Source organism: Pseudomonas sp. CFBP 13711, from assembly GCF_014842265.1.
GTDB lineage: Bacteria > Pseudomonadota > Gammaproteobacteria > Pseudomonadales > Pseudomonadaceae > Aquipseudomonas.
Genome location: NZ_JACYVI010000001.1, coordinates 852,344 through 878,260 on the forward strand (window position 1 = coordinate 852,344; position 25,917 = coordinate 878,260).

The 25,917-nt window shown below is 62.2% G+C and carries 24 protein-coding genes; 7 read left to right on the top strand and 17 right to left on the bottom strand.

The features are described 5' to 3' along the window. Positions 1 to 3 precede the first annotated feature (3 nt). Entirely contained in the window at positions 4 to 786 is a 783-nt protein-coding gene (locus IFT47_RS03875; RefSeq protein WP_192170798.1) for an OmpA family protein, read from the top strand. Between the two features lie 115 nt (positions 787 to 901). Here the strand turns inward: IFT47_RS03875 and IFT47_RS03880 are convergent, their stop codons facing one another. The 14 genes from IFT47_RS03880 to IFT47_RS03945 form a co-directional block, all read right to left on the bottom strand. Then, positions 902 to 1,810 (bottom strand): alpha/beta hydrolase, encoded by a 909-nt coding sequence (locus IFT47_RS03880; RefSeq protein WP_192170797.1) that lies wholly within the window; start codon positions 1,808 to 1,810, stop codon positions 902 to 904. A gap of 75 nt (positions 1,811 to 1,885) precedes the next feature. Then, positions 1,886 to 3,163 (bottom strand): flavohemoglobin expression-modulating QEGLA motif protein, encoded by a 1,278-nt coding sequence (locus IFT47_RS03885; protein ID WP_074892251.1) that lies wholly within the window; start codon positions 3,161 to 3,163, stop codon positions 1,886 to 1,888. 27 nt (positions 3,164 to 3,190) lie between these two features. Then, positions 3,191 to 3,748: a hypothetical protein gene (locus IFT47_RS03890; RefSeq protein WP_192170796.1), complete on the bottom strand. Its 558-nt coding sequence runs from the start codon at positions 3,746 to 3,748 to the stop codon at positions 3,191 to 3,193. 18 nt (positions 3,749 to 3,766) lie between these two features. Beyond that, positions 3,767 to 4,498 (bottom strand): TetR family transcriptional regulator, encoded by a 732-nt coding sequence (locus tag IFT47_RS03895; protein ID WP_192170795.1) that lies wholly within the window; start codon positions 4,496 to 4,498, stop codon positions 3,767 to 3,769. Positions 4,499 to 4,709: 211 nt separating this feature from the next. Beyond that, on the bottom strand, positions 4,710 to 6,212 hold the full coding sequence (gene lysS, locus IFT47_RS03900) for a lysine--tRNA ligase (protein ID WP_192170794.1): 1,503 nt from the start codon (positions 6,210 to 6,212) through the stop codon (positions 4,710 to 4,712). A 114-nt stretch (positions 6,213 to 6,326) separates the two neighbouring features. Next, positions 6,327 to 7,422 (bottom strand): peptide chain release factor 2 gene (gene prfB, locus IFT47_RS03905; protein ID WP_108120905.1). Its coding sequence is split into 2 segments (ribosomal slippage): positions 6,327 to 7,349 and positions 7,351 to 7,422, totalling 1,095 coding nucleotides; the frame shifts between segments, so codons are not numbered across the junction. 159 nt (positions 7,423 to 7,581) lie between these two features. Then, complete coding sequence (locus tag IFT47_RS03910; RefSeq protein WP_192170793.1) at positions 7,582 to 8,586, bottom strand: response regulator; 1,005 nt, start codon at positions 8,584 to 8,586, stop codon at positions 7,582 to 7,584. Between the two features lie 45 nt (positions 8,587 to 8,631). Continuing rightward, positions 8,632 to 9,642: a chemotaxis response regulator protein-glutamate methylesterase gene (cheB, locus tag IFT47_RS03915; protein WP_192170792.1), complete on the bottom strand. Its 1,011-nt coding sequence runs from the start codon at positions 9,640 to 9,642 to the stop codon at positions 8,632 to 8,634. Continuing rightward, positions 9,639 to 11,975 carry a hybrid sensor histidine kinase/response regulator gene (locus IFT47_RS03920; protein ID WP_192170791.1) on the bottom strand — a complete coding sequence of 779 codons (2,337 nt, stop codon included), beginning with the start codon at positions 11,973 to 11,975 and terminating at the stop codon, positions 9,639 to 9,641. Before IFT47_RS03920 ends, cheB begins: the two co-directional genes overlap by 4 nt. Continuing rightward, positions 11,972 to 12,655, bottom strand: coding sequence for a chemotaxis protein CheW (locus IFT47_RS03925; protein ID WP_192170790.1), 684 nt, complete (start codon positions 12,653 to 12,655; stop codon positions 11,972 to 11,974). Before IFT47_RS03925 ends, IFT47_RS03920 begins: the two co-directional genes overlap by 4 nt. Beyond that, positions 12,652 to 14,007, bottom strand: a complete 1,356-nt coding sequence (locus IFT47_RS03930; protein WP_192170789.1) for a CheR family methyltransferase — start codon at positions 14,005 to 14,007, stop codon at positions 12,652 to 12,654. Before IFT47_RS03930 ends, IFT47_RS03925 begins: the two co-directional genes overlap by 4 nt. Then, positions 14,004 to 14,540 (bottom strand): chemotaxis protein CheW, encoded by a 537-nt coding sequence (locus IFT47_RS03935; protein WP_192170788.1) that lies wholly within the window; start codon positions 14,538 to 14,540, stop codon positions 14,004 to 14,006. The genes IFT47_RS03930 and IFT47_RS03935 overlap by 4 nt, the downstream gene beginning before the upstream one ends. Positions 14,541 to 14,549: 9 nt before the next feature. Next, positions 14,550 to 16,172, bottom strand: coding sequence for a methyl-accepting chemotaxis protein (locus tag IFT47_RS03940; protein ID WP_192170787.1), 1,623 nt, complete (start codon positions 16,170 to 16,172; stop codon positions 14,550 to 14,552). A gap of 345 nt (positions 16,173 to 16,517) precedes the next feature. Then, entirely contained in the window at positions 16,518 to 17,276 is a 759-nt protein-coding gene (locus IFT47_RS03945) for a tellurite resistance TerB family protein (protein ID WP_192170786.1), read from the bottom strand. A 255-nt stretch (positions 17,277 to 17,531) separates the two neighbouring features. Between IFT47_RS03945 and ydcS the strand changes: the two genes are divergently transcribed. From ydcS to IFT47_RS03975, 6 genes are all read left to right on the top strand, one after another. Continuing rightward, positions 17,532 to 18,683, top strand: a complete 1,152-nt coding sequence (ydcS, locus tag IFT47_RS03950; protein ID WP_192170785.1) for a putative ABC transporter substrate-binding protein YdcS — start codon at positions 17,532 to 17,534, stop codon at positions 18,681 to 18,683. A gap of 3 nt (positions 18,684 to 18,686) precedes the next feature. Then, positions 18,687 to 19,748 carry an ABC transporter ATP-binding protein gene (locus tag IFT47_RS03955; protein WP_192170784.1) on the top strand — a complete coding sequence of 354 codons (1,062 nt, stop codon included), beginning with the start codon at positions 18,687 to 18,689 and terminating at the stop codon, positions 19,746 to 19,748. Positions 19,749 to 19,779: 31 nt separating this feature from the next. Then, on the top strand, positions 19,780 to 20,700 hold the full coding sequence (locus IFT47_RS03960) for an ABC transporter permease (protein WP_192171050.1): 921 nt from the start codon (positions 19,780 to 19,782) through the stop codon (positions 20,698 to 20,700). After that, positions 20,690 to 21,499 carry an ABC transporter permease gene (locus IFT47_RS03965; RefSeq protein ID WP_192170783.1) on the top strand — a complete coding sequence of 270 codons (810 nt, stop codon included), beginning with the start codon at positions 20,690 to 20,692 and terminating at the stop codon, positions 21,497 to 21,499. The genes IFT47_RS03960 and IFT47_RS03965 overlap by 11 nt, the downstream gene beginning before the upstream one ends. A 173-nt stretch (positions 21,500 to 21,672) precedes the next feature. Next, positions 21,673 to 21,894 carry a type II toxin-antitoxin system HicA family toxin gene (locus tag IFT47_RS03970; RefSeq protein ID WP_342345347.1) on the top strand — a complete coding sequence of 74 codons (222 nt, stop codon included), beginning with the start codon at positions 21,673 to 21,675 and terminating at the stop codon, positions 21,892 to 21,894. After that, entirely contained in the window at positions 21,891 to 22,217 is a 327-nt protein-coding gene (locus IFT47_RS03975; RefSeq protein WP_192170782.1) for a type II toxin-antitoxin system HicB family antitoxin, read from the top strand. Before IFT47_RS03970 ends, IFT47_RS03975 begins: the two co-directional genes overlap by 4 nt. 49 nt (positions 22,218 to 22,266) lie before the next feature. On the opposite strand, the gene IFT47_RS03980 is transcribed toward IFT47_RS03975, so the two are convergent. The 3 genes from IFT47_RS03980 to IFT47_RS03990 form a co-directional block, all read right to left on the bottom strand. Next, a complete protein-coding gene (locus tag IFT47_RS03980) occupies positions 22,267 to 23,373 on the bottom strand; it encodes an NADH:flavin oxidoreductase/NADH oxidase (RefSeq protein WP_192170781.1) in 1,107 nt (368 codons plus the stop codon). Between the two features lie 186 nt (positions 23,374 to 23,559). Then, positions 23,560 to 25,269, bottom strand: a complete 1,710-nt coding sequence (gene recJ / locus IFT47_RS03985; protein ID WP_192170780.1) for a single-stranded-DNA-specific exonuclease RecJ — start codon at positions 25,267 to 25,269, stop codon at positions 23,560 to 23,562. Positions 25,270 to 25,359: 90 nt separating this feature from the next. After that, on the bottom strand, positions 25,360 to 25,902 hold the full coding sequence (locus IFT47_RS03990; RefSeq protein ID WP_192170779.1) for a YaeQ family protein: 543 nt from the start codon (positions 25,900 to 25,902) through the stop codon (positions 25,360 to 25,362). Between the last annotated feature and the right edge of the window lie 15 nt (positions 25,903 to 25,917).

Genomic DNA, 25,917 nt, shown 5'->3' on the forward strand with positions numbered 1-25,917 from the left:
ATTATGCGTAAACAAGTACTTATTCCTGCCCTGCTGGCTTTGAGCGTTGGTCTGGCGGCGTGCTCGTCGCAGCCGAACGTAAACCTGGAACAAGCCCGCACCAACTACTCGGCGCTGCAAAGCAACCCTAAAGCCACTGAACTGGCTGCGCTGGAAACCAAAGATGCCAGCGAGTGGCTGGACAAGGCAGATGCCGCGTACCGCAACAACGATGACCAGAAAAAGGTCGACCAACTGGCTTATCTGACCAACCAGCGTGTTGAGCTGGCCAAGCAGACCATCAACCTGAAGACCGCTGAAAACGATCTGAAAGGCGCTGCGGCCCAACGTGCCCAAGCTCGTCTGGATGCTCGCGACGCTCAGATCAAGGCCCTGCAGAACAGCCTGAACGCCAAGCAGACCGAACGCGGCACGCTGGTGACTTTCGGCGACGTATTGTTTGACCTGAACAAGGCTGAGCTGAAATCTTCGGGTCTGGTCAACGTCAACAAGCTGGCCCAGTTCCTTCAGGAAAACCCTGATCGCAAAGTCATCGTTGAAGGCTACACCGACAGCACCGGTTCCGCCGCCTACAACGACTCCCTGTCCGAGCGCCGCGCCAACTCCGTGCGCATGGCTCTGATCAAAATGGGCGTAGGCCCAGAGCGTATCGTTGCCCAGGGTTATGGCAAGGAGTACCCGGTTGCTGACAACACCAGCGCCTCGGGCCGTGCTATGAACCGTCGCGTGGAAGTCACCATTTCCAACGACAACCAGCCAGTAGCACCGCGCTCTTCGATGAAGTAATGCGGTTGTAGCGGCACATAAAGAGCCCCGCCTGTTGCGAAACAGGCGGGGCTTTTTTGTGGCAGTTTCAAAATGCGAGTGATACGAAGTATCGCTCGCGGTGCTGCTCCGCAGGCTATGGAGAGGATGGCGCCGACTTGCCGGTTTGAGGGTCAGGATAATTCGGAATTTCCCCCAGCCTGCGCAGGCCGTTGAAGTGCTGCGGATCATCCAGATAGCGAACCATGACCTCGCGCCATGTGGGGTCGCCGAAGGTCTGAACGTGAGGGCCGCGTGTCAGCTGCAGCACACGCGGCGGCGGTGCGGCCTGATACAGGCTGATGCCGTTGTGAAGCGGCACTAGCGTGTCGTCCAGGCTCTGGAACAGCAGCATCGGCGTGCCCTTGAGCTGCGGCATGCCGTTGATGGCGCTGTCGCCGTCCGGAATCACCCACGACAGCGGCCGTTTGATGGGCCACGTCAGCCACGACGTGCTGAGGGTATAGCGCGCGACCTCGCGGTAGCTCGCCGGTACGCTATCGAGCACCAGCGCCTTGACCCGCGCGCGCTGTTGCGGGTGCTCCGACAAGTAATGCACGGCCAGCGCGCCGCCGATACTTTGCCCGAGTACCACCAGCGGCTTGCCCTGCACCTCAGGCGCAGCGTTCAGCCAGTCAAAGGCCGCATCGATGTCCTGATAAACCGCCGGCAGACTCGGCTCGCCTTCGGACCGGCCATAACCGCGATAGTCCACCAGCAGCACTTGGTAGCCCTGCTCCGGCAACCACCAACTCCCCGCCAGGTGCCAGGCCATGTTGCCGCCGTTGCCATGCAGGTGCAGCACCGTGCCCTTCACCGGCACGCCGGGCTTGGCCGGCAGAAACCATGCGTTGAGTTTGGTGCCGTCGGCCGCCGTGAGGGTGACATCGCGCCAGGCGAGGTGGGCTTTGTCCGGCGTCAGCGGCAGACCGCGTTCCGGGTAGAACAGCCATTCGCTGCAACCGCTGAGGGAGATGACCAGGAGCAAGGTAAGAAGACGCTTCAAGCGATGTCCTTCGATTCTGGATTTGCACACGACGGGAGACCCGACAGAGGCGCCGATTTATCAGCGCCCGCAGACTCACAGAATATTCGAGTAGTCTGCTTCGATCCGGTCCAGGCTCAGGTGGTTGAGGAAGTTGGAGAAGCACATCCACGCCGACAGCGCGTTCATGTCGCGGAACTGATCAGGCAGGTACTTGGGCGGCACCACCAGGCCTTCGTCCACCAACTGACGCAACGTGCGCATGTCCTCCAGCGTGGTCTTGCCGCAGAACAGCAGCGGCACCTGCTCCAGCTTGCCCTTTCTCACGGCCAACTGAATGTAGTTGTAGACCATGATGAAGCCCTTGAGGTAGGACAGATCCTTGGTGAATGGCAGCCCATTCGGTACCGAGCCCCGGAATACCCGACTGGCGTTGCCGTAGCTTTCCGACATGCCGAAGCCTTGCTCGCGGTAGAAGTCGAACACCTGCAAAAAGTCGGCGCCCTCCTCGGCCATGTGAATGGCGCGGGTGCGGTTGGTCAGCTTGCGCAGGCGGCTCGGGTAGGACGCAAAACCGATGATCTCCATCAGAATCGCCAGGCCTTCCTGGGTCACGGTCGACGAGGGCGGGCCTTTGGACAGGAAGGTGCAGATCGGCTGATTCTGCCCATTGAGCGTGGTGCCGACGTGGACCAGACCTTCATGGACTTCCAGCGCCCGAACATCACGTTCGTTGAACATCGCGTCGCTGCGAATCTTGATGTAATCGGCGCCGGCCGCAGCGTCCGCCACAATGCCGTCGGATTCGAACACCCGGATCGTCTCTTCAGCCTCGCCAAACGTGCGATTAAGCCGGGTCTGCAGCATGGCGACGGCGTCTTTGGCCGTCAGGATTTTCGGCTCATCCTTGAGGTCCCCGCGACCGGCGATGTTGTTCAGGTAATCGGAGAGCATCATGCCGAGGTCGGACAGCGTCGGGTCGCCAGCGTGGAAGGCATCGGACGCCGCGCCGTACAGCTCCTGGGAGATCAGGCCGAAGTCCGGAGTGCCGCGGGCTTCCAGCATGCGGATGACCATCCGGTACTCTTTGCACATGCGCCGCATGATCTGCCCGACCGGGTTGAACTGGCCCAACTGCCGGGTGATGTCACGCTCGATGTTCTGGAACTCCAGCTTCACCGCGCCGGAATCAAACCCCAGCGGGCGATTTTCGTAGTACGCGCGGTCGACTTCCGGCAGGTGTTTGCCTTTGCCGTCGAGGAAGGTCTTGCGGATGTTGTCATCCCATTTCACGGCATCAAGGATTCGAATCGGCGTCTGCGCCACCACGATACGATCGGACAACGTGCGAATAGTCTGTTGGTATTCGTCCACCCGGTACCCCTTATTGAACCGTTTGCGCTATTTGGTCATGCGCTGATATTGAGCTGCTTTGAGAAAGACGTCGGAATTGACCGGGTCGTCGAGGTAGGCAAAGACCTTGTCCATGGGACTTGAGATCAGCATGCCGTCGCCCTTCACCGTATCGACCCGCTCGCCGTCGAGCCCCTTCTGCTCGACCAACTGCTGAAACCGCTCCAGGTCCAGGTCATAGACCACCAGTTCGTCGGCACCGTTCTCGTTGTCGATCAGGTCGAAACCGGCGATGACGTAATTGCCGCCGTATTTGTCAGGCAGCGCGGCGGACACGTACCAGCGACTGCCGTGGCGCGACACGGTGAAGGCGTACTCGTCACGGTTTTTGCGATCGCCCTTACGGTAGCTGACCGCTTTGTAGCGGTCGGGGCCGGCGCGGCTGATTTCCAGTTCGAGCGGCTCGCCCCAGGCATTTTTGCTGCTCCAGGTGCCGAGCAATTTGGGCGGGGCGGTGTTGCTGACCGGAATCGGGTCCTTGAACGTCACCAGGCATCCGCTCAACAGCGCGAACGACAGGGCGAGCAATACGCTCCAGACTCTCATCGGGTTCTCCTTGAGGTATCAGCCAGCCATCGGCTTGGCAGTGCCCAGTACCAGATGCATCTGGCGAGTAAGAATAGCGAGCATTTCTTCGTCTGCGCCGGGCCGAGGCCCGTTGAGCAGCCCCTGATATTCCATCCGGCAGATGAGCCCCGTCAACACTTGGGCGTCCAGTTGCGGCTGGACCGAGCCCATGACTTCAAGAAACTGGGCGCTGCCCTGCAGCAAAATCTGCTGATGGGCACTCACCAGTGGCGCCAGACGCGGGTTGATCAGCGCTTCGAGGTGGAAGGCGTGCTCGGCAATGAGCTGGTCGCGACGGGTCAGCAATTGATGACGCACGTACTCCATGGTCATGCGCGCGATCTCATCCGCCAGCCGGGCGCGGGCCTCGGCGCTGCCGTCATTGCGCGCGACCATCTCGCGCAGCAGCGCCTCGGTGTTGGTCCACAGCTTGGCCATGTACGCCGCGCTGCGTTCAACGTATTGCGCGAAGGCATCGGTGAGCAGGTCATCGATGTCTTTGAAATAGTAGGTGGTGGCAGAGAGCGGCACTTGCGCCTCGGCTGCGACCGCGCGATGCCGCACGGCCCGGACGCCGTCACGGATGAGGATGCGCATGGCCGCATCGAGGATCTGTTGGCGACGCTGTTCACTTCCCTGTCGACTCGCCTTGCGGCCCTGGTACTGAACACTCTGTGCGACTGCCGTGGCCAGGCCAGCGGCTCCCTTTTGAGCGACGGTGCGGTTCACAACTGGATTTCCTTTTTTCGAGTCATTCACATCACAGCAACGTCAGCTTACGGCGGTGTCTGCGCCGACGTCATCGCGAGCAAGCTCACTCCTGCAATCGGCGGAGTGCCCCTGTAGGAGTGAGCTTGCTCGCGATAGCCTTTCCAAATGCAGCCGCGCACTACGAACAGACAAAAAAAAGCCGCCCTGCGCAGGCGGCTTGTTTCGACGCTTAGGCTTGCGGCCGCATGTGCGGGAACAGGATGACGTCCCGAATGGACGGCGAGTTGGTCAGCAGCATGACCAGACGGTCGATGCCGATGCCCTCGCCCGCGGTCGGCGGCATACCGTATTCCAGCGCACGGACGAAGTCTGCGTCGTAGTGCATGGCCTCGTCGTCGCCCGCATCCTTGTCCGCCACCTGAGCCATGAAACGCTCGGCCTGGTCTTCCGCGTCGTTCAACTCGGAATAGGCGTTGGCGATTTCGCGGCCGCCGATGAACAGCTCGAAGCGGTCGGTGACGTTCGGGTTGTCATCGTTGCGACGGGCCAGCGGCGACACTTCGAACGGGTACTGGGTGATGAAGTGCGGCTGCTCCAGCTTGTGCTCGACCAGCTCTTCGAAAATCATCACCTGCAGCTTGCCCAGACCTTCAAAGCCCAGCACCTTGGCGCCGGCTTTCTTGGCGATGGCGCGGGCCTTGTCGATGTCGTTCAGGTCATCGGCGGTCAGCTCGGGGTTGTACTTGAGGATCGAGTCGAACACCGACAGACGCGCAAACGGCTCGCCGAAGTGGAACACCTTGTCGCCATACGGCACGTCAGTGCTGCCGAGCACCAGCTGGGCCAGCTCACGGAACAGCTCCTCGGTCAGGTCCATGTTGTCTTCGTAATCAGCGTAGGCCTGGTAGAACTCGAGCATGGTGAACTCGGGGTTGTGCCGGGTCGAAACGCCTTCGTTACGGAAGTTGCGGTTGATCTCGAACACTTTCTCCAAGCCACCCACAACCAGACGCTTGAGGTACAGCTCCGGCGCGATGCGCAGGAACATTTCCAGGTCCAGCGCGTTGTGGTGCGTCTCGAACGGCTTGGCCGCAGCGCCGCCCGGGATGGTCTGCAGCATCGGCGTTTCGACTTCAAGGAAGTCGCGCTGCATCAGGAAGCTGCGGATGTGGGCGATGACTTTCGAGCGAACGCGGAAGGTTTCACGCACGTCATCATTGACGATCAGGTCGACGTAACGCTGGCGATAACGCTGCTCGGTATCGACCAGGCCATGGTGCTTGTCGGGCAGCGGACGCAAGGACTTGGTCAGCAGGCGGACGTTGGTCATTTCGACGTACAGGTCGCCCTTGCCGGAACGGGCCAGAGTGCCTTCGGCTGCAATGATGTCGCCCATGTCCCAGGTTTTCACCGAGGCCAGGGTTTCTTCCGACAGCGTCTTGCGGTTGACATAGACCTGGATGCGACCGGTCATGTCCTGAATCACCATGAACGAGCCACGGTTGAGCATGATGCGCCCGGCAACCTTGACCGGAATCGCCGCTTCAGCCAGCTCTTCCTTGGTCTTGTCCGCGTACTGTTTCTGCAGGTCGTTGCAGTAGTTTTCGCGACGGAAGTCGTTCGGGAAGGCGTTGCCCTTGGCGCGCTCGGCCGCAAGTTTTTCCTTGCGCAGGGCGATCAGGCTGTTTTCTTCCTGTTGCTGGGCTTGCGGGTCGAGTTGTTGGTCGCTCATGTCTTGATTATCCATCACAGGTTCGTGGCCCTTCGTCTGGCCGGGAAGCGCGACGAAGGATCGCGGGCGGCGACGTCATGATGACGCGCCCGACCCGCAACAGTGGTGTGGCGATTACAGGCCCTGTTTGAGGCTCGCGATCAGGTATTCGTCGATGTCGCCATCGAGCACCTTGTCGCAATCGCTGCGTTCGACGCTGGTCCGAAGGTCCTTGATGCGCGAGGCATCGAGCACGTACGAACGGATCTGGTGACCCCAGCCGATGTCCGACTTGGTGTCTTCCAGCGCTTGCGAGGCCGCGTTGCGTTTCTGCACTTCCTGCTCGTACAAGCGTGCCCGCAGCATCTTCATCGCGGTGTCTTTGTTGGCGTGCTGGGAGCGTTCGTTCTGGCAGCTGACCACGGTGTTGGTCGGCACGTGGGTGATCCGGACCGCCGAGTCAGTGGTGTTGACGTGCTGACCGCCGGCGCCCGAGGAGCGGTAGGTGTCGATGCGCAGGTCCGACGGGTTGATGTCGATTTCGATGTTGTCATCGATTTCCGGCGACACGAACACGGCCGAGAACGAGGTGTGGCGACGGTTGCCGGAGTCGAACGGGCTCTTGCGGACCAGACGGTGTACGCCGATTTCGGTGCGCAGCCAGCCGAATGCGTATTCGCCCTTGATGTGCACCGTGGCGCCTTTGATGCCGGCGACTTCACCGGCCGACAGTTCCATGATGGTCGCGTCGAAGCCGCGCTTGTCGGCCCAGCGCAGATACATGCGCAACAGGATGTTCGCCCAGTCCTGGGCTTCGGTGCCGCCGGAACCGGCCTGGATGTCCAGGTAGGCGTTGTTCTGGTCCATCTCGCCGCTGAACATGCGACGGAATTCCAGTTTTTCCAGGGCCTCGCGAAGACGCTCGACTTCAGCGGCAACGTCGTCGACGGCGGCCTGGTCTTCTTCTTCGGCGGACATCAGCAACAGGTCCTTGGCATCCACCAGGCCGGTGCTCATTTCGTCGAGGGTGTCGACGATCTGCGCCAGCAGCGAACGCTCGCGGCCCAGTTCCTGGGCGTACGACGGGTTGTTCCAGACGTTTGGATCTTCGAGCTCGCGGTTAACTTCGGTCAGACGATCATGTTTGTGATCGTAGTCAAAGATACCCCCGAATGGTTTCGGAGCGCTCGGACAGGTCCTTGATGCTGTTTAGGATCGGGTTGATTTCCATGGTGGGCAGCACTCGCAGGCGATTTTCACAAAGCCGGCGAGTATAGCGCAGCGAACCCCCCGATGGCAGCCCGTTGGGCAGGGCTGGGTCGTGATCGTCGTTCTTTGCGGGGACATCACCTGGTTACGCCCAGAGCGCGCAGGAATGTGGGTCCTCGCCCTACCCCATCGCCACCTGATTGCGCCCGTTATGCTTCGCCGCGTACAGCCCCTGATCCGCAGTCTGGATCAGCTGGCGACTGTGGCTGCCCACTTGCGGGACGACAGTGGCGAGACCGATGCTGACCGTCAGGCTGGAGCCTTGGCTGGGCGCGACGTGGGGAATGTTCATGCTGGCGATGGTCTGGCGCAGTTTTTCCGCCAGCAAACGTGCGCCACCCGGGGAGGTATTGGGCAGCACCAGCGCGAACTCTTCGCCGCCGTAACGTGCGGGCAGATCGGAGGGACGGCTGGAGTTGGCGCGGATGGCTTTGGCGACCTGACGCAGGGCTTCGTCACCTTCGAGATGCCCGAAGGCGTCGTTGTAGGCCTTGAAGTAATCCACGTCGATCATCAACAGCGAGATCTGCGTCTGCTCACGGGTAGAACGGCGCCATTCCAGCTCCAGGTACTCGTCGAAGTGACGGCGGTTGGACAGGCCGGTCAAGCCGTCGGAGTTCATCAGGCGTTGCAGCACCAGGTTGGTGTCGAGCAGCTGTTGCTGGCTGACGCGCAACGCACGATAGGCTTCATCGCGCTGCAGCAGCGTCATGTACGAGCGCGAGTGGTAACGAATGCGTGCGACAAGTTCGATGTTGTCCGGCAGTTTGACCAGGTAATCGTTGGCCCCGGCGGCAAAGGCGGCGCTCTTGATCAGCGGGTCTTCCTTGGTCGAAAGCACGATGATCGGGATGTCCCGGGTCTTCGGATTGCTGCGGTACTCACGCACCAGCGTCAGGCCGTCGAGGCCGGGCATGACCAGGTCCTGAAGAATGACCGTCGGCTTGATCAGGATCGCTTGGGCAATCGCCTGATGGGGGTCCGCGCAGAAGTGGAAGTCGATGTTTTCTTCCTGTGCCAGCCCACGTCGGACGGCCTCGCCGATCATGGCCTGATCGTCGACGAGCAACACCATGGCAGCGTTTTCATCCGTGGCGTGCAGATCGTCCAGTTGCAAATCATGCATTCGGGGTCTCCTGGTCACAGGTCGGCTGTGAAATCACCTGGAAATTCATTGGGTGAATACCTCCTTCAAGCGAGGTGCAATCGATTCCAGAGAGCGAATTTCCGTGGCGGCGTCGATGGCCGCGGCCGCTTTGGGCATGCCATACACCGCACAGCTTTCCTGATTCTGGGCGATGGTGAGAAAGCCCCGCTGACGCATCAGCTTGAGTCCCTGCGCACCATCACGGCCCATGCCGGTCAACAAAACACCCACTGCGTCACCATTCCAATAGCTGGCCACACTTTCGAAAAACACGTCGATGGAGGGCCTGTAAATTTCGTTAACCGGCTCTGCGGTGTACGCCAGCGTGCCGTTCCTGAGCAGACGAATATGGTGGTTGGTGCCTGCCAGCAGCACCGTGCCCACTTGCGGCGGCTCGCCATGGCGCGCCAGCCTGACCTCCAGCCCCGAAGAGCTGCTCAGCCATTGCGCCATCCCTTCGGCGAACACCTGATCCACATGCTGCACCAGTACGATGGCGGCCGGGAAATCCGTCGGCAGCGCCTTGAGCAGTATTTCCAGTGCAGCGGGGCCGCCGGCCGATGAGCCGATCGCGATCAACCGCTGACGCTGTGCCGACTCGCGCACCGGTGGCGGCACAGGGCGAACCCGCGTGTCCCGCTCGCCAATGAGCCAGCCTATATTAAGTATCTTGCGCAACAAAGGCGCGGCGGCATCCTTGGGGTTGCCGGCACCCAGCGCGGGCGTATCGACGACGTCCAGCGCGCCATGGCCCATGGCTTCGAACACCCGATGCACATTCTGCTCGCGGTCCACGGTGACGATGACGATGGCGCACGGCGTCGCCGCCATAATACGTCGAGTGGCCTCCACGCCGTCCATCACCGGCATGATCAGGTCCATCAGGATCAGGTCGGGCGTCAGCTGCGCGCAACGCTCCACCGCCTCGGCGCCATTGCTGGCCACCCAGGCAATCTGGTGCGCCGGCTCAAAGGCCAGCGCGCGGCGCAACGCCTCCACTGCCATGGGCATGTCGTTGACGATGGCAATCTTCATCCCTGCGCATCTCCTATCAACTCAACGACCGCATCGAGCAGCGCGTCGTCATGGAAACTGGCCTTGGCCAGATAGTAATCGGCGCCAGCGTCCAGGCCGCGACGGCGATCTTCTTCACGGTCCTTGTACGACACCACCATCACTGGCAGCGATTGCAGGCGGCTGTCGCGGCGCACCAGCGTCACCAGTTCGATGCCGTCCATGCGCGGCATGTCGATGTCGGTGATGAGCAAGTCGAAATCCTCACCGCGCAAGGCGTTCCAGCCGTCCATGCCATCCACGGCCACGGCGACTTCGTAACCCCGGCTGGCCAGCAACTTGCGCTCCAGCTCGCGCACCGTCAGCGAATCATCTACCACCAGCACGCGCTTGCGGGCTTGGGTGTCCGCCTGCTGGCTGCGCCGGTCAATGCGCGCCAGGCGTCCGGTATTGAGCAGTTTCTCCACCGATCGCAGCATGTCTTCAACGTCGATGATCAGCACCGCCGAGCCATCGTCGAGCAAGGCGCCCGCGGAAATGTCCTGAACCTTGCCCAGGCGCGGATCCAGCGGCAGAACCACCAGCGTGCGTTCGCCGATGAAGCGTTCCACGGCGACGCCATACACGGCATCGCGCTCGCGAATGACCACCACTTTGAGCACGTCTTCACTGTGCTGGCTGGCCGGGCGGTTAAGCAACTGAGTGGCGGCGACCAGCCCGACATGCCGCTCCTCGTGCCAGAAATGCTGACGCCCTTCCAGCTGCACGATCTCGTCGGCGCGCACGTCACGCATCCGCTCAATGTGCGCCAGCGGAAAGGCATACGCTTCGCCGCCAACGTCCACCACCAGACTGCGCACCACCGACAAGGTCAGCGGCACTTCCAGATGGAAACGGCTGCCCTGCCCGGCGCGCTGGTCCATTTCGACGCCGCCACGCAGTTGCCGAATCATGTGTTGAACCGCGTCCAGGCCGACGCCTCGACCTGACACTTCGGTGACCGTGTCGCGCATGCTGAAACCGGGCAGGAACAGGAAGCTCAGCAGTTCTTCTTCGCTCAACTGCGCAGCGGTTTCGGCGGGCGAGAGTTTGCGCTCAATGATATTCAGGCGCAGGCGCTCGAGGTCGACGCCGGCGCCGTCATCGATCAGCTCGACCACCAGCAGCCCGGCCTGGTGCGACGCCTTCAGTTGAATCAGCCCCTCGGCCGGCTTGCCGCAGGCGAGGCGCTGTGCGGGCAGCTCGATGCCGTGGTCGACCGCATTGCGCAGCAAGTGGGTCAGCGGTGCTTCGAGTTTTTCCAGCACATCGCGATCAACCTGAGTCTTTTCGCCGTCGATTTCCAGGCGCACCTGCTTGCCCAGCGAGCGCCCCAGATCCCGGACCATGCGCGCCTGACCCACCAGCACATCGGCAAACGGGCGCATGCGGCAGGCCAGCGCGGTGTCGTAGAGCAGTTGCGCGCGTTGCGACGCCTGCCAGCCGAACTCATCGAGATCGGCCGTCTGTTGAATCAGCAAATGCTGCGCTTCGCCGAGCAGACGCCGCGCTTCCTCCAGCGCCTTTTGCGCGTCGGGATCGGTGTTGGCGCCGAGCAAGGCTTCAAGACTGTCCAGTGCTCGGGTGGCGCCGGTCTGCGTGCGTTTGACCCGCTGCATCGCGGCCAGATAAGGCTTCAACCGTTGGGTCTCGACCAGCGACTTGCTCGACAGGTCCAGCAGGTTGTTCAAGCGTTCGGCAGTGACGCGCAGGACCCTTTCGCCAGTCTCGGCCACACGTCGTTCACCGGGGCCATCTGCTTTAGGCGCCAGGTCGGCAACGGGCTCGACGACGGCGGCGGCCAGTTCTTCGGCGGCCGAATCCTGCGCAGACTGAAGCGAGGTGACCAGCGACTGCGCGTTGGCAAGCAGGATGTCTTCAAGGGAAGGCAACGCGGTGGGCACCAGCATGGCTTTCATGGCCGGATCGGCGCTGACCATGTTGTTCATCAGCGCCACATAGCCGTCCACATCCGCCTGAGGCACGCTGGCGCCGGGCGTGGCAATGCGCATCAGCAAATCGGTGCCCATCAGCAAGGCGTCGATGTGCTCGGGCAGCAGGTGCAATCGGCCTTCCTGGGCGCTGACAAGGCAGTCTTCCATGACGTGGGAAACGCTGACGCCCGCGTTGACCCCGACAATCCGCGCCGCGCCTTTCAGCGAATGGGCCGCGCGCATGCACGCTTCCAGTTGATCAGCCTGAGTCGGATTGCGCTCAAGGGCCAGCAGGCCCGCGCTCAACACCTGAGTCTGGGCTTCCGCCTCCAGCGTGAAGAGTTCGAACAGCGACGCGTCGCGCATTTGATCGGGCGTCATGTCAGGCTCCGGTTCACGGCCGACAAGAGCTGGTCTTCATCGAGCAGGCGCAGGCTGCGGTTCTTCCATTGCACGACGCCTCGGGTGAAGCGTGCGTTGTTGTTCTGTGCCGACGTCGAGGCGGTGTCCAGCAGGCGCGCTTCGATGGCATGAATGCCGTCAACCTCGTCCACCGGCACCACCACCGGACCGCCGTCTGCCGAAACAATCAGCATGCGCGGCATTGTGCGGGCATCCCCGACCGGCGCGACTGAAGGGTCCAGTCCGAGCAGTTCGACGAACGACAGGCAGGCCACCAGGGCGCCGCGCACATTGGCAACGCCCAGCAAGGCGCGGGAACGCTGATGTGGAAGCGAATGAATGGCTTGCACCGGCGACACTTCCACCAGACACCGGGTCGGCAGGCCGAGCCACTCTTCGCCGAGACGAAACACCACGGTCGAGCGGGTTTCGACGTCGACGGCCAGCGCATCGGTGTGCATCGACACGCGCTGCTCCTGGGCCAGCGAGTAACGGTCGAGCAAGCGTGTTGCCGCTGCCGAGTACACCGAGCAGTTGCGGCAATGAATATGATCGGCAAGTAGCGGGCAGGACCGGTCGCCATGGATGCCGATGCGGTTCCAGCAGTCGTCGATCGCCTCGGCGGTGTCGCTGACCAGCTCTGTGTGTACGCGACTCATCCGCTGCGTCCTTCTTTAGTGACACCCCGTGCCGCGCGCTCCTGGAGCCTCCGGGCCCCTGCGCTGTCGCCCTGGGCGGCGAGCAGCGCGGCCAGTTGCGCCAGGGTTTCCGGATGCTGCGGTTGCAGATACAACGCCTTGCGATAAAACCCTTGTGCCGCGCTCGCCTCCCCCGCCACTTCGCTGAGCAGGCCCAGCCAGTAGAACACCGGGGCAACAGGTTCGAAGCGCTTGAGGTACTGCTCGCAGGCCACCTTCGCCTCGGCACTGTGGCCTTCATTGGCAAGGGCCGCGATGCTGCGCAATAACTCGGCAGCGTCGCCGTTGCCCGCGCCCGGCGCCGCCACCGCTTTGATGTCGGGTCTGAGCGCAGCCCTGCGTTCTTCGGTCAGCGCAGGATCATTCAACAACCTCGGCGCAAAGGGCTGCGGTTTACGAGCGCCGCGCGACAGGGCCGATGTTGGGTAAGCAGACGTTGGCTGAGCAGGCGATGAATCGCTTCGCGACGGCGCCATGGCTGGGGCAGTCCAGACGCTGTGGGGTTCGGAGGTGGCCTCGTCACGCCGACGAAAGGCGAACGATTGGGGAATGCCAATCGACACCATGCCCATGCGCCCGAGCAGGCTGCCCTCGGCGGGCCCGATGAACAGCACGCCGTCGTCACGGGTCATGCGTTTCAGCGCATCAAAACCCTGACGCTGGGTGTCGACGTCGAAGTAGATCAGCAGGTTGCGGCAGAACACGAAATCGTAGGCCGACTGCGCCACCGGCATGGCGGGATCGAGCAGGTTGCCGGACTGAAAGCGGACCTGATCACGGACCCGCTCCTCCAGTCGATAGCCCTCCTCGACCGCGCTGAAAAAACGCTCACGGAAACCCAGTTGGTCGCCGCGAAAGGAGTTTTTGCCATACACGCCCTGGCGCGCGCGCTGGATCGAAAGCGGGCTGATGTCCACTGCCTCGACGCTGAACTGCGGCCCGCGCAAACCGGCGTCGAACAGCGCCATGGCGATGGAATAAGGCTCTTCGCCGGTGGAGCACGGCAGGCTGAGAATCCGCAGCGGACGCACGCCATTGAGCTGCGCCAACCGGGCATTGGCCAGCTTGCCGAGGGTGGCGAAGGATTCCGGGTAACGGAAAAACCAGGTTTCGGGGACGATCACCGCTTCGATCAGCGCCTGTTGCTCGTCCGCCGAAACCAGCAGCGTCTGCCAGTAGTCGTCGTGGTCCCGCGCCTTGGACAGCGTGCAGCGCTGACGCACGGCGCGCTCGATGATCGCCTCGCCCACCGACGCGACGTCCAGCCCGATGCGGTCCTTGAGAAAGGCGAAGAAACGCGCGTCGCTGCTCATGGCGCCGCCTCGAAGGCATCCAGGCTCATGGGCTCCTCGGGAAACAACAGTTCGCGCACGGCGTCACTGAGCAAGTCATCCACACGTATCCATTGCAGCAGGCCGTGTTCGTCCTCGCGCACCGGGCCCAGATACGGCGCCTGTGAGTTGTCCAGCCCGTAGGCTTTGAATTCATGGGGCGAGCAGCGCAGCGTGTCGGTCGCCTGTTCGAGGATCAGGCCCAACTCACGCGGCGGGCGATCGCCGCCGAGGCGGTAATGCACCAACACCAGCCGTGTGCTGGTACGCAACGGGGCGGGATGGCCGAAGGTCAGCGCGCTGAGATCGATGACCGGAACGATCGCACCGCGATGGGCAAACACACCCGCGACCCAGTGCGGCGCCTGGGCGATGGGCTTGAGCATCAGCCGTGGCAGCACTTCGGCGACTTCTGTCGCTTGCAGCGCATAGCGTTCCGCACCGATGCGGAACAGCAGAAACAGCTTGTTCTTCGGCGACACCGCAACGCTGCGCTTGGCTGAATGCTCGATCATGGGCCTGACTCAGACCTTGAAACGCGAAACGCCGCTACGCAGCCCCACCGCCACCTGGCTGAGCTCGTCGATGGCGAAGCTGGCCTGACGCAGGGATTCGACGGTCTGGCTGCTGGCATCACCCAACTGCACCAGCGCCTGGTTGATCTGTTCGGCGCCAGTGGCCTGAGCCTGCATGCCTTCGTTGACCATCAACACACGCGGCGCCAGGGCCTGCACTTGATGGATGATCTGCGAAAGCTGCTCGCCGACCTGGGTGACTTCGTACATGCCGCGACGCACTTCTTCGGAGAACTTGTCCATGCCCATGACGCCCGCCGACACCGCCGACTGGATCTCGCGAACCATCTGCTCGATGTCGTAGGTGGCCACGGCGGTCTGGTCGGCCAGACGCCGGACTTCGGTGGCGACCACGGCGAAACCACGGCCGTATTCGCCGGCTTTTTCCGCTTCGATGGCGGCGTTGAGTGACAGTAGGTTGGTCTGGTCGGCGACTTTGACGATGGTCACCACGACCTGATTGATGTTGCCGGCCTTCTCATTGAGGATCGCCAGCTTGGAGTTGACCAGATCGGCCGCGCCCATGACCGAGTGCATGGTTTCTTCCATGCGCGCCAGGCCTTGCTGACCGGAGCCCGCCAGGACCGAAGCCTGATCCGCCGCTGAGGTTACTTCGGTCATGGTGCGCACCAGATCCCGGGACGTTGCGGCAATTTCCCGCGACGTGGCGCCGATTTCCGTGGTGGTCGCCGCGGTCTCTGTGGCCGTCGCCTGTTGCTGCTTGGAGGTGGCAGCAATCTCGGTCACCGACGTGGTCACCTGAATCGACGAGCGCTGGGCCTGGGACACCAATGCCGCAAGTTCGGCGACCATGTCGTTGAAGCCAGTCTGGACCGATCCGAATTCATCGTTGCGATCCAGCGCCAGCCGCGTGCTCAGGTCGCCGGTGCGCATGGTCTCGAGAATCTGCACGATGCGATTCATCGGCGCCAGAATCGCGCGCATCAGCAATAGGCCGCACGCCGCGGCCGCCAGCAAGGCAATGATCAACGAAATGCCGAGAGTGATTTTGGCGCTGGAGACGGCGGCTTGAATGGCGTCGGACGCCTTGTCGGCGACCACCTTGTTCTTGGCGCCGAGTGCGTTGAGCTGTTTACGCCCCTCAAACCACGTGGGGGTGAGTTGCTCGGCGAAAATCCGTTGGGCCAGCGCGTAGTTGTCGCCCTGATAAGCCGCGAGCACACCGTTCAGCACCAACTGGTAGCGCTCGCGCAGTTGCAGAAACTGGGCGAAGTCGTTGCGATCCGATTCGTCGAAGATGCTTTTCTGGTAATTGACGATCTGCGCCTGCAGGCGGTCTTCGAATTCTTTGTACTGGTCTTCTTCAGCGCTGGTGAGGTCGCGACCGGCGCCTTCACTGAGCAAATGCTGGGTGGCTACGTAGCTTTCGACCCAGGCGCCGCGCACGGTGCTGCTGTAGAAAACGCCGGGCAGCGCGTCCAGTCGTACGGCATCGCCGCTGCTCTCGATCACCAGCAGGCGATTGAACGACACGATCACCATCAACAGCATGATGGCGATGATGACAGCGAAGCTCGCCAAAATCCGTTGACGCAACGTCCAGTTCTTCACAGTCAGCCCTCAAGGGTTCAACGCCGGCATGACCGGGTTCAAGAAGCGGACCGACGGACGGTCCAAAGCGAGCGGGAGTATAGCCTAGTGACTTCCCAATAAACGGGCTGTTTCCGACAAGGAAAACGCCATATCACACAGCCAGATCGGAAGTGTCTTACACGCTATCGGCTTGATGTGACGTTGCTTGATGGTACGAGTGCGTTGTTGGCGGATGTCTGCAGCGGACGTTCAGCGCACGAGGGAGAAATGCGGGTCAGACCCCAACGGGTGTTGGGCCTGACCCGGCAGGTTTGCGGGTGTCGGATGGTGTATCCGGGGCGGGTCGCTGGACAGGCTGACGGTTTAAGGCTGCGCCTGACGCACCTGGTGCTCAAGCTCAGTCTTGAGGGCGGGATCGAGCTTCAGCTGCCTGGCGAGTTCGTCCAGGTAAGCGCGCTCCATGAAGTGTTCTTCGTCGACCATCATCACGCTGGCCAGGTACATCTCGGCGGCGATTTCCGGGGTCTGCGCCGCGCGGGCGACATCGGCCGGGTCCAGCGGCTTGTTCAGTTCAGCGTGCAGCCATTGCTGCAGTTCGTTGTCGCCGGTGATGCGGGTGAACTCGCCTTCGATGAGTTCGCGTTCACGGTCGTCAACGTGGCCGTCGGCCTTGGCCGCTGCCACCAGCGCCCGCAGGATAGCCTCGCTGTGCTGCTCGACCTGGGCCGGCGGCACGCGGTCCACGGTTTGCGGCTCAACCGGTTGCGCCACACCCTGACTCGCCTGCCAGTTTCCGTAGGCCTTGTACGCCAACACGCCCAACGCTGCGAGCCCGCCGTAGGTCAGCGCTTTGCCGCCCATTTTGCGTGCGCCTTTGTTGCCCATCAGCAAGCCCATCGCGCCCGCTGCCAACGCGCCGCCACCGGCCCCGGAGAGCAGCCCGCCAAGGCTCCCGCCCAACTTGCCGCCCAAGCCGCTGCCACCGACTTTGCCGAGCAGATCGCCGAGACCGCCCTGCCCGTTTTGCCCGCTTTTGCCGCTCTTGTCGTGAGCGCCGGCCTTGTTTTGCAGCAGGTCCTGGCCGGATTTCAACAGTTGATCGAGTAAACCGCGCGTGTTCATGACTTCACCTTCAGAAGGGGGACAGACGATTCGACCCGCAGGTTAAGGCGAAGACACCGACGCGCGCCGGGCGGGTTTGCTTCTGAATGTTGCGGCGACTGAGCGTCCGGAGGCCGGATGGTTTTCATTCAATCGCATCCGCCCTGCACGAACGGGCGCGGTATTTGCTGCGCCAAGTTTGTCGAGGATCGAACGGGGCACTACGCTCTGCACCACCAATCTCTGCCCAAACAACCACCATGAGGCAAACCCACCATGTCCGTGCACAAGACTGCGATTCTCAGCGCCGTGATCACCGCCCTATTCACCAGCGGCGCGGTGCAGGCCGCTGAAGCACTCACGGCGGTGGGCGATGGCGAGGGGCAACTGGATATCGTGGCGTGGCCGGGCTACATCGAACGCGGCGAAAGCGACAAGGCCTACGACTGGGTGACCGGCTTCGAGCAGGAAACCGGCTGCAAGGTCAACGTCAAGACCGCCGCAACCTCCGACGAGATGGTCAGCCTGATGACCAAGGGCGGCTATGATCTGGTCACCGCGTCGGGCGATGCGTCGTTGCGACTGATCGCCGGCAAGCGTGTGCAGCCCATCGACCCCACGCTGATCCCGAACTGGAAGACCCTCGACCCGCGCCTGAAAGACGGCCCCTGGTACACGGTCGAGAACAAAACGTACGGCACGCCGTACCAATGGGGCCCGAACGTGCTGATGTACAACACCAACGTGTTCAAGACGCCGCCGGTGAGCTGGAGCGTGGTGTTCGAGCCGCAGGATTTGCCCGACGGCAAACCGAACAAGGGCCGGGTCCAGGCCTACGACGGGCCGATCTACATCGCCGACGCCGCGCTGTATTTGAAGACCGCCAAACCGGAACTGAACATCGTCGACCCTTACCAGCTCACCGAGACCCAGTACAAGGCGGTACTCGACCTGCTTCGCGCTCAGCAGCCGCTGATTCACCGCTACTGGCATGACGCGACGGTGCAGATGAGCGACGTGAAAAACGAAGGTGTGGCAGCGTCGAGTTCGTGGGGTTACATGGTCAATGGGCTGGTCGCCGACAAGCAGCCCGTCGCCTCGACCATCCCCCAGGAAGGCGCCACCGGCTGGGCCGACACGACGATGTTGCACGCCGAGGCCAAACACCCCAACTGCGCCTACAAATGGATGAACTGGTCGCTGCAACCGAAAGTTCAGGGCGACGTTGCGGCCTGGTTCGGCTCCCTGCCGGTGGTGCCTGACGCGTGCAAGGGCAACGAGCTGCTCGGCGCCGAGGGTTGCGAGACCAATGGGTTTGACCTGTTCGACAAGATCGCCTTCTGGAAAACACCCCAGGCCGAGGGCGGCAAATACGTGCCGTACAGCCGCTGGACGCAGGATTACATTGCGATCATGGGCGGGCGTTAAGCCATGACCCACGCTGTCCAGTTCACCCAGGTCTCGCGGCTGTTCGGCGAGGTGAAAGCCGTGGACCGGGTGTCCATCGACATTGAGGACGGCGAGTTCTTTTCCATGCTTGGCCCTTCAGGCTCCGGCAAGACCACCTGCCTGCGCCTGATCGCAGGCTTCGAGCAACCCAGCGCCGGCTCGATTTGCATTCATGGCCAGGAAGCCGCCGGCCTGCCGCCGTACCAGCGTGACGTCAACACGGTGTTTCAGGACTACGCGCTGTTTCCGCACATGAACGTGCGGGACAACGTTGCCTATGGCCTGAAAGTCAAAGGCGTCGGCAAGACCGAGCGGATCAAGCGAGCCGACGAGGCCCTGAACATGGTGGCGCTCGACGGCTATGGCGCGCGCAAACCCGTGCAACTGTCCGGCGGACAGCGCCAGCGTGTGGCCCTGGCGCGTGCACTGGTCAATCGGCCGCGGGTGCTGCTGCTCGACGAGCCCCTCGGCGCCCTCGACCTGAAGCTGCGCGAACAGATGCAGAGCGAGCTGAAGAAACTGCAGCGCCAGCTGGGCATCACCTTCATCTTCGTCACCCACGACCAGACCGAAGCGCTGTCGATGTCGGACCGGGTCGCGGTGTTCAACAAAGGCCGTATCGAGCAGGTCGATACGCCGCGCAATCTGTACATGAAACCGGCCACGACCTTTGTGGCGGAATTCGTGGGCACCTCCAACGTCGTGCGCGGCGAATTGGCCCAAGCGTTGAGCGGCAGCCCGGGCGCTTTTTCGATTCGGCCCGAGCACATCCGTTTTGCCGAGAGCGGCACTGCGACGCACGACATTCAGCTCAGCGGCGTGCTGCACGACATTCAATATCAGGGCAGTGCCACCCGCTACGAGCTCAAACTGGACAACGGCCAGACGCTCACTGTCAGCCAGGCCAACAGCCAATGGCTGGACACCGGCGCGCGCTATCAGCCGGGGCAAAGGCTGACGGCATGCTGGGCGCGGGAAGCGATGATTGCGCTGCAGGACGCGCCACGTGAGTCGCCAGAAATCGCGACGGGCGAGGCGCATTGAGATGGGTCAGACATTTACTGGCTCCGCACCGATGCAACGGCAATCGCCAATCCGACGCTTTTCCAACCTGCTCTATCACCGCCCGAATCTGTACCTGTCGCTGCTGCTGATCCCGCCGCTGCTGTGGTTCGGCGCGATTTACCTCGGCTCGCTGCTGGGCCTGTTGTGGCAGGGCTTCTATACCTTCGACGACTTCAGCATGACCGTGACGCCGGACCTGACCCTGGCGAACTTCGGCGCGCTGTTCAACCCGGCCAACTTCGACGTCATCCGCCGCACCCTGAGCATGGCGGTCGCAGTGTCCATCGCCAGCGCCATCGTCGCCTTCCCCATCGCGTATTACATGGCGCGCTACACCACCGGCAAAACCAAGGCGTTCTTTTACATCGCGGTGATGATGCCCATGTGGGCCAGTTACATCGTCAAGGCGTACGCGTGGACGCTGCTGCTGGCCAAGGGCGGCGTCGCGCAATGGTTCGTTCAGCATTTGGGTTTGGCGCCGGTGTTGCAGGGGCTGTTGAGCGTGCCCGGCATCGGCGGCAGCACCTTGTCGACCTCGCATCTGGGGCGATTCATGGTGTTCGTCTACATCTGGCTGCCGTTCATGATCCTGCCGATTCAGGCCTCCCTCGAGCGCTTGCCGCCCTCCTTGCTCCACGCCTCCGCCGACCTTGGCGCCACGCCCCGGCAAACATTCATGCAGGTAATTCTGCCGCTGTCGGTGCCGGGCATTGCAGCGGGCTCGATCTTCACGTTTTCGCTGACCCTGGGGGATTTCATCGTGCCGCAACTGATCGGCCCGCCGGGCTATTTCATCGGCAACATGGTCTACGCCCAGCAAGGCGCCATCGGCAATATGCCCATGGCGGCGGCATTCACGCTGGTGCCGATCGTGCTGATCGCGGTTTATCTGGCCATCGTGAAACGACTGGGGGCTTTCGATGCACTCTGAAAAAGCGTCGTGGGCCCTGAAGATCGCCGCTTGGGGCGGGCTGTTGTTTTTGCATTTCCCGATCCTGATCATCTTCGTCTACGCCTTCAACACCGAAGACGCCGCCTTCAGCTTCCCGCCGAAAGGCTTCACCCTGAAGTGGATCGGCGTGGCGTTCGCCCGGCCTGACGTGCTGGAGTCGATCAAGCTTTCGCTGCAAATCGCCTGCGTCGCCACGCTGATCGCATTGGTGCTCGGGACGCTGGCCTCGGCAGCGTTGTACAGGCGGGACTTCTTCGGCAAGGACGGCATCTCGCTGATGCTGATTCTGCCCATCGCCCTGCCCGGCATCATCACGGGTCTGGCCTTGTTGTCGGCGTTCAAGACCCTGGGGATCGAGCCGGGCATGTTCACCATCATCGTCGGCCACGCGACCTTCTGCGTGGTGATCGTCTACAACAACGTTATCGCCCGCCTGCGCCGCACATCCCACAGCTTGATCGAAGCCTCGATGGACCTCGGCGCCGATGGCTGGCAGACCTTCCGCTACATCATCATGCCTAACCTCGGCTCGGCGCTACTGGCCGGCGGCATGCTGGCGTTTGCCCTGTCGTTCGACGAAATCATCGTCACCACCTTAACCGCCGGGCATGAGCGCACATTGCCCATCTGGCTGCTCAACCAACTCAGCCGCCCACGGGACGTGCCAGTGACCAATGTCGTGGCGATGCTCGTGATGATAGCGACCATGCTGCCGATCCTCGGCGCGTACTACCTCACTCGGGGCGGGGAAAGCGTGGCGGGGAGTGGGGGGAATTGAGCGGGTTGGGGCAGCGTGCTTCCCACGACGGGAGGCAGATAGGGCGAGCTGGGCAGGATTAAGACGCAGGAGCCCTGACGTGTCTCCTTTTCCTACAACATCGCACTAGGCTCGGGCTTGTCAGTATCATATTTTGATACCATGAATAATCGACAAGCTGGCACCTTAAAATCGTGTTCTCCAAACCCGTCCCCCATAACCTGGAATGGAGTCGACTGGAGTCGCTCTTCGCGGCGTTAGGCGCAAAAACCATAGAAGGCAGTGGCTCAAGGGTCAGGTTCGAACTCAATGGCGTAGTGGCGACCTTTCACCGGCCGCACCCGGACAAGGGTGCGAAGCCGTACCAGGTTCGTGACGCGCGAGCGTTCCTTGAGCACGCAGGAGTTACTCCATGAACATCATGAACTACAAAGGCTACTCAGCCCGGATCAACTACAGCGATGAAGACGGCCTCTTCGTAGGGCATGTCGCGGGGATCAAAGACGTGATTGGCTTTCATGGCCAGTCGGTACAAGAGCTACGATCGGCGTTTGAAGAGGCGGTGGACGACTATCTTGAAGTCTGCGAACGCTTGGGCCGTGAGCCACAGAAAACCTATTCCGGAAAACTGAGCTTACGGCTGGAACCTGAGTTGCATGCAAGCGTGGCGTCACAAGCGGAGTTGGCGCATAAAAGCATCAACCAATGGGTCAGTGACCTGCTTCGGCAAGCCATCTGACCCCATATTTATAAGCGAATAGCCTATACAGGCGTTCCGCGCCTGCGCCTCAATCCCGTAAATCCGACTCATGAATCGGCTGGTCGCGGTGCGTTGCCCGCTGGTATTGCGCGGGCCATGTGGCTTGGCGTCCGCCCAGATGTTCATCGGCACGCAGCGGCCAGTACGGATCGCGCAGCAGTTCGCGGGCGAGGAAGATCAGATCAGCCTGGCCCGTCCGCAAAATGGTGTCGGCCTGGGTGGGTTCGGTGATCATGCCCACGGTGCCGGTGGCAATGCCTGACTCGCTGCGCACTCGAGCGGCGAATTCAGTCTGATAGCCCGGGCCCACCGGAATCTCGGCTTTGGCCGCAGTGCCGCCGGAAGACACATCAACCAGGTCGACGCTCAGCTCTTTCAAGCGTTTGCCCAGCTCGACGGTTTCATCCGCGTTCCAGCCGCCTTCCACCCAGTCGGTGGCCGAGACGCGCACGAACAACGGCAGGTCTGCGGGCCAGACTTCGCGCACGGCTTTAGTGATTTCGAGGGTCAGGCGTATGCGGTTTTCGAAAGAGCCACCGTATTGATCCTGACGCTGGTTGCTCAGCGGCGACAGGAACTGATGCAGCAGATAACCGTGGGCAGCGTGGATTTCGACCACTTTGAAACCTGCGGTCAAAGCACGTTTGGCAGCATCGACGAAGGCCTTGATGATGTCCTGAATCTGGGCCTCATCCAGCGCCGTAGGCACGGTGTAGGTCGGATCGAAAGCGATCTTCGAGGGGCCCCAGGTCGCCCAGCCGCCTTGGTCGGCAGGGATGGCGCCGCTCTGGCTCACCCACGGCCGCCATGTACTGGCCTTGCGTCCGGCATGGGACAGCTGAATGCCGGCCACCGCGCCTTGGGCGTTGATGAATCGAGTGATGCGCTGAAGCGGCTCGATCTGCTCGTCGTTCCAAAGGCCGAGGTCTTCCGGGGTGATGCGCCCGTCCTGGGTTACCGCCGCCGCTTCGGTGAAAATCAGCCCGGCGCCGCCGACCGCGCGACTGCCCAGATGGACCAGATGCCAGTCATTGGCCAGGCCGTCGGCGCAGCTGTACTGACACATCGGCGAAACCACGATGCGATTGCGCAGGGTCAGTTGGCGAAGGGTGTAGGGTTCAAGCAGCAGGCTCATGGGCACCTCTCAGGTCGTGTGGCAGGTTCCATACGTTGCGAACCTTGAGCCTAGTCGACAACCCGAGCGAAGTGAGGGTTCACTCATTTCCCGGCGTAAGCCAGACATCCTAAAACAACGCGTTCACCTGTAGGACTGGCTTTAGCCGGGAAGGCGTCAGTGGCCACACCGCAAGTTGATCGCAGTTCAGCGTGGCGAGAGGTGAACCACCATCAGTTGCACGGTTTCGTTGCCGCGGAATTCGTTCAGGTCCAGCTTGTACGCCAGCTCGACCCAGCGCACGGTCGGGTTGGGCCATACGTCGCGATCGACGCTGAAGGCGATGCCTTCGAGCTTGACGCTGCCGCATTCAGTCTTGAGTACCATCTTCAGATGGCGCTCGCCGACCACTCGCTGCTCCACCAGCTGGAACACGCCATGGAACAACGGCTCGGGAAAGTGCTGCCCCCACGGGCCGGCGTTGCGCAGCGCACGGGCCAGTTCCAGGTGAAACTCTTCGACGGCCAGTGTGCCGTCGGACAGCAGCCGGCCGGTCAGGTCTTCTTCCTTGAGCTGGCGGCGAACTTCAGCGTCGAAGGCCTCGGCGAATGCCGGGAAGTTGCCTTCCGGCAGCGACAGACCGGCCGCCATCGCATGACCGCCGAACTTGCTGATCAGCTCCGGATGTTTAGCCGCCACGGCATCGAGCGCGTCGCGGATGTGAAAGCCCGGCACCGAACGCGCCGACCCCTTCAGCACACCCTCGCCTGCGCTGGCGAAGGCAATGGTCGGGCGGTGATAACGCTCTTTCAAGCGCGAGGCCAGAATGCCGATCACGCCCTGGTGCCATTCGGGTTCGAACAGACACAGACCAAACGGCATCGACTCCAGCGGCAGGTCCTTGAGCTGGGCGAGCGCCTCGCGCTGCATGCCCTGCTCGATGGATTTGCGGTCCTGATTGAGCTCGTCCAGACGCACGGCCATTTCCCGCGCCTCGGTCTCGTCATCGCAGAGCAGGCATTCGATGCCCAGGCTCATATCATCTAAACGCCCCGCCGCATTCAAACGCGGGCCGATGATGAACCCCAGGTCGGTGGAGGTGATGCGCGAGGCCTCGCGACGGGCGACATCGAGAATGGCGCGCAACCCCGGACGGGCACGACCGGCGCGGATGCGCATCAGCCCCTGGTGCACCAGAATCCGGTTATTGGCGTCCAGCGGCACGACGTCGGCGACACTGCCCAACGCCACCAGATCCAGCAACTCGCCCAGATTGGGTTGAGCGCGGCCCTCGAACCAGCCGATGTCCCGCAGTCGTGCGCGCAAGGCCATCAACACATAAAAAATCACGCCAACGCCGGCCAGCGACTTGCTCGGGAAGGTGCAGCCGGGCTGGTTCGGGTTGACGATGGCATCGGCCGCCGGCAATTCGTGGCCGGGCAAGTGGTGATCGGTGACCAATACCTGCAAGCCCGCCGCCTTCGCTGCTGCGACGCCTTCAACGCTGGAAATGCCGTTGTCCACGGTCATGAGCAAACCAGGCTGGCGCTCAAGGGCGACCTGGACGATTTCCGGTGTCAGGCCGTAGCCGAATTCGAAACGGTTCGGCACCAGATAGTCCACATGCGCCGCACCGAGCAGACGCAGACCTAATACACCCACCGTACTGGCCGTCGCGCCATCGGCATCGAAGTCGCCGACGATGAGGATACGCTGACGCTGCTGCAACGCAGTCACCAGCAAATCGACGGCGGCTTCGATGCCCTTGAGCTGTTGGTAGGGAATCAGCCGGGCGAGGCCCTTGTCGAGCTCTTCCTCCGAGGCCACACCGCGCGCTGCGTATAACCGGGTGAGCAAAGGCGGCAGATCGCCGAGAAAAGGCAGGGTGTCAGGTAACTCGCGTGGTTCGATGCGCATTCAGGTTCCGCTGGTGTTCTCGTTGGGGCCGGTTGGGTGTAGCGATGTCACCGCGATGCTGCTGTTGTAGCGTCGCAATGCAGGACTGAATCAGCCCCGCTCGCCTGCCAGCCACTGCAGTTGCACTTCGTGCTGGCCGCGATCATCGGTGACGAAGATCGTGCCTTCGCTGATCATCACGTCCCACTTGATCACTCGGGGCATGTCCTTGGCCAGGATTTCCAGTGCCTCTTGGGGGACCGAAGCGATATTGACGTTCTTCAGCGTCTTGATCGCCGGTATGACCTTGCCTTCCCACACCCGCAGACTGCCATAGGCCAGCAGGCTGGTGCGTTCGGTGCGGCGCGAGCACCACGTCAGGCGGTCGGCGTCGGGCTGGCCCACTTCGATCCAGTGCAGCACGCGATCGTCCAGGCTCTTTTCCCACAACGCAGGCTCGTCGACGTCCGACAGACCACGGCCAAACGACAGATGCTCGTTGTACCAGAAGGCGTAGGCCAGCAAGCGCACGGTCATGCGCTCTTCGGTCTCCGAAGGGTGACGGGCGATGGTCTGCTTGACGGTTTCGTAGACCCCGCGATCAAGGTCGGTGAGATTGAGTTCGAACTTGTAGGTCGTGGACGGCTGGGCCATGAACGGGCTTCTAGT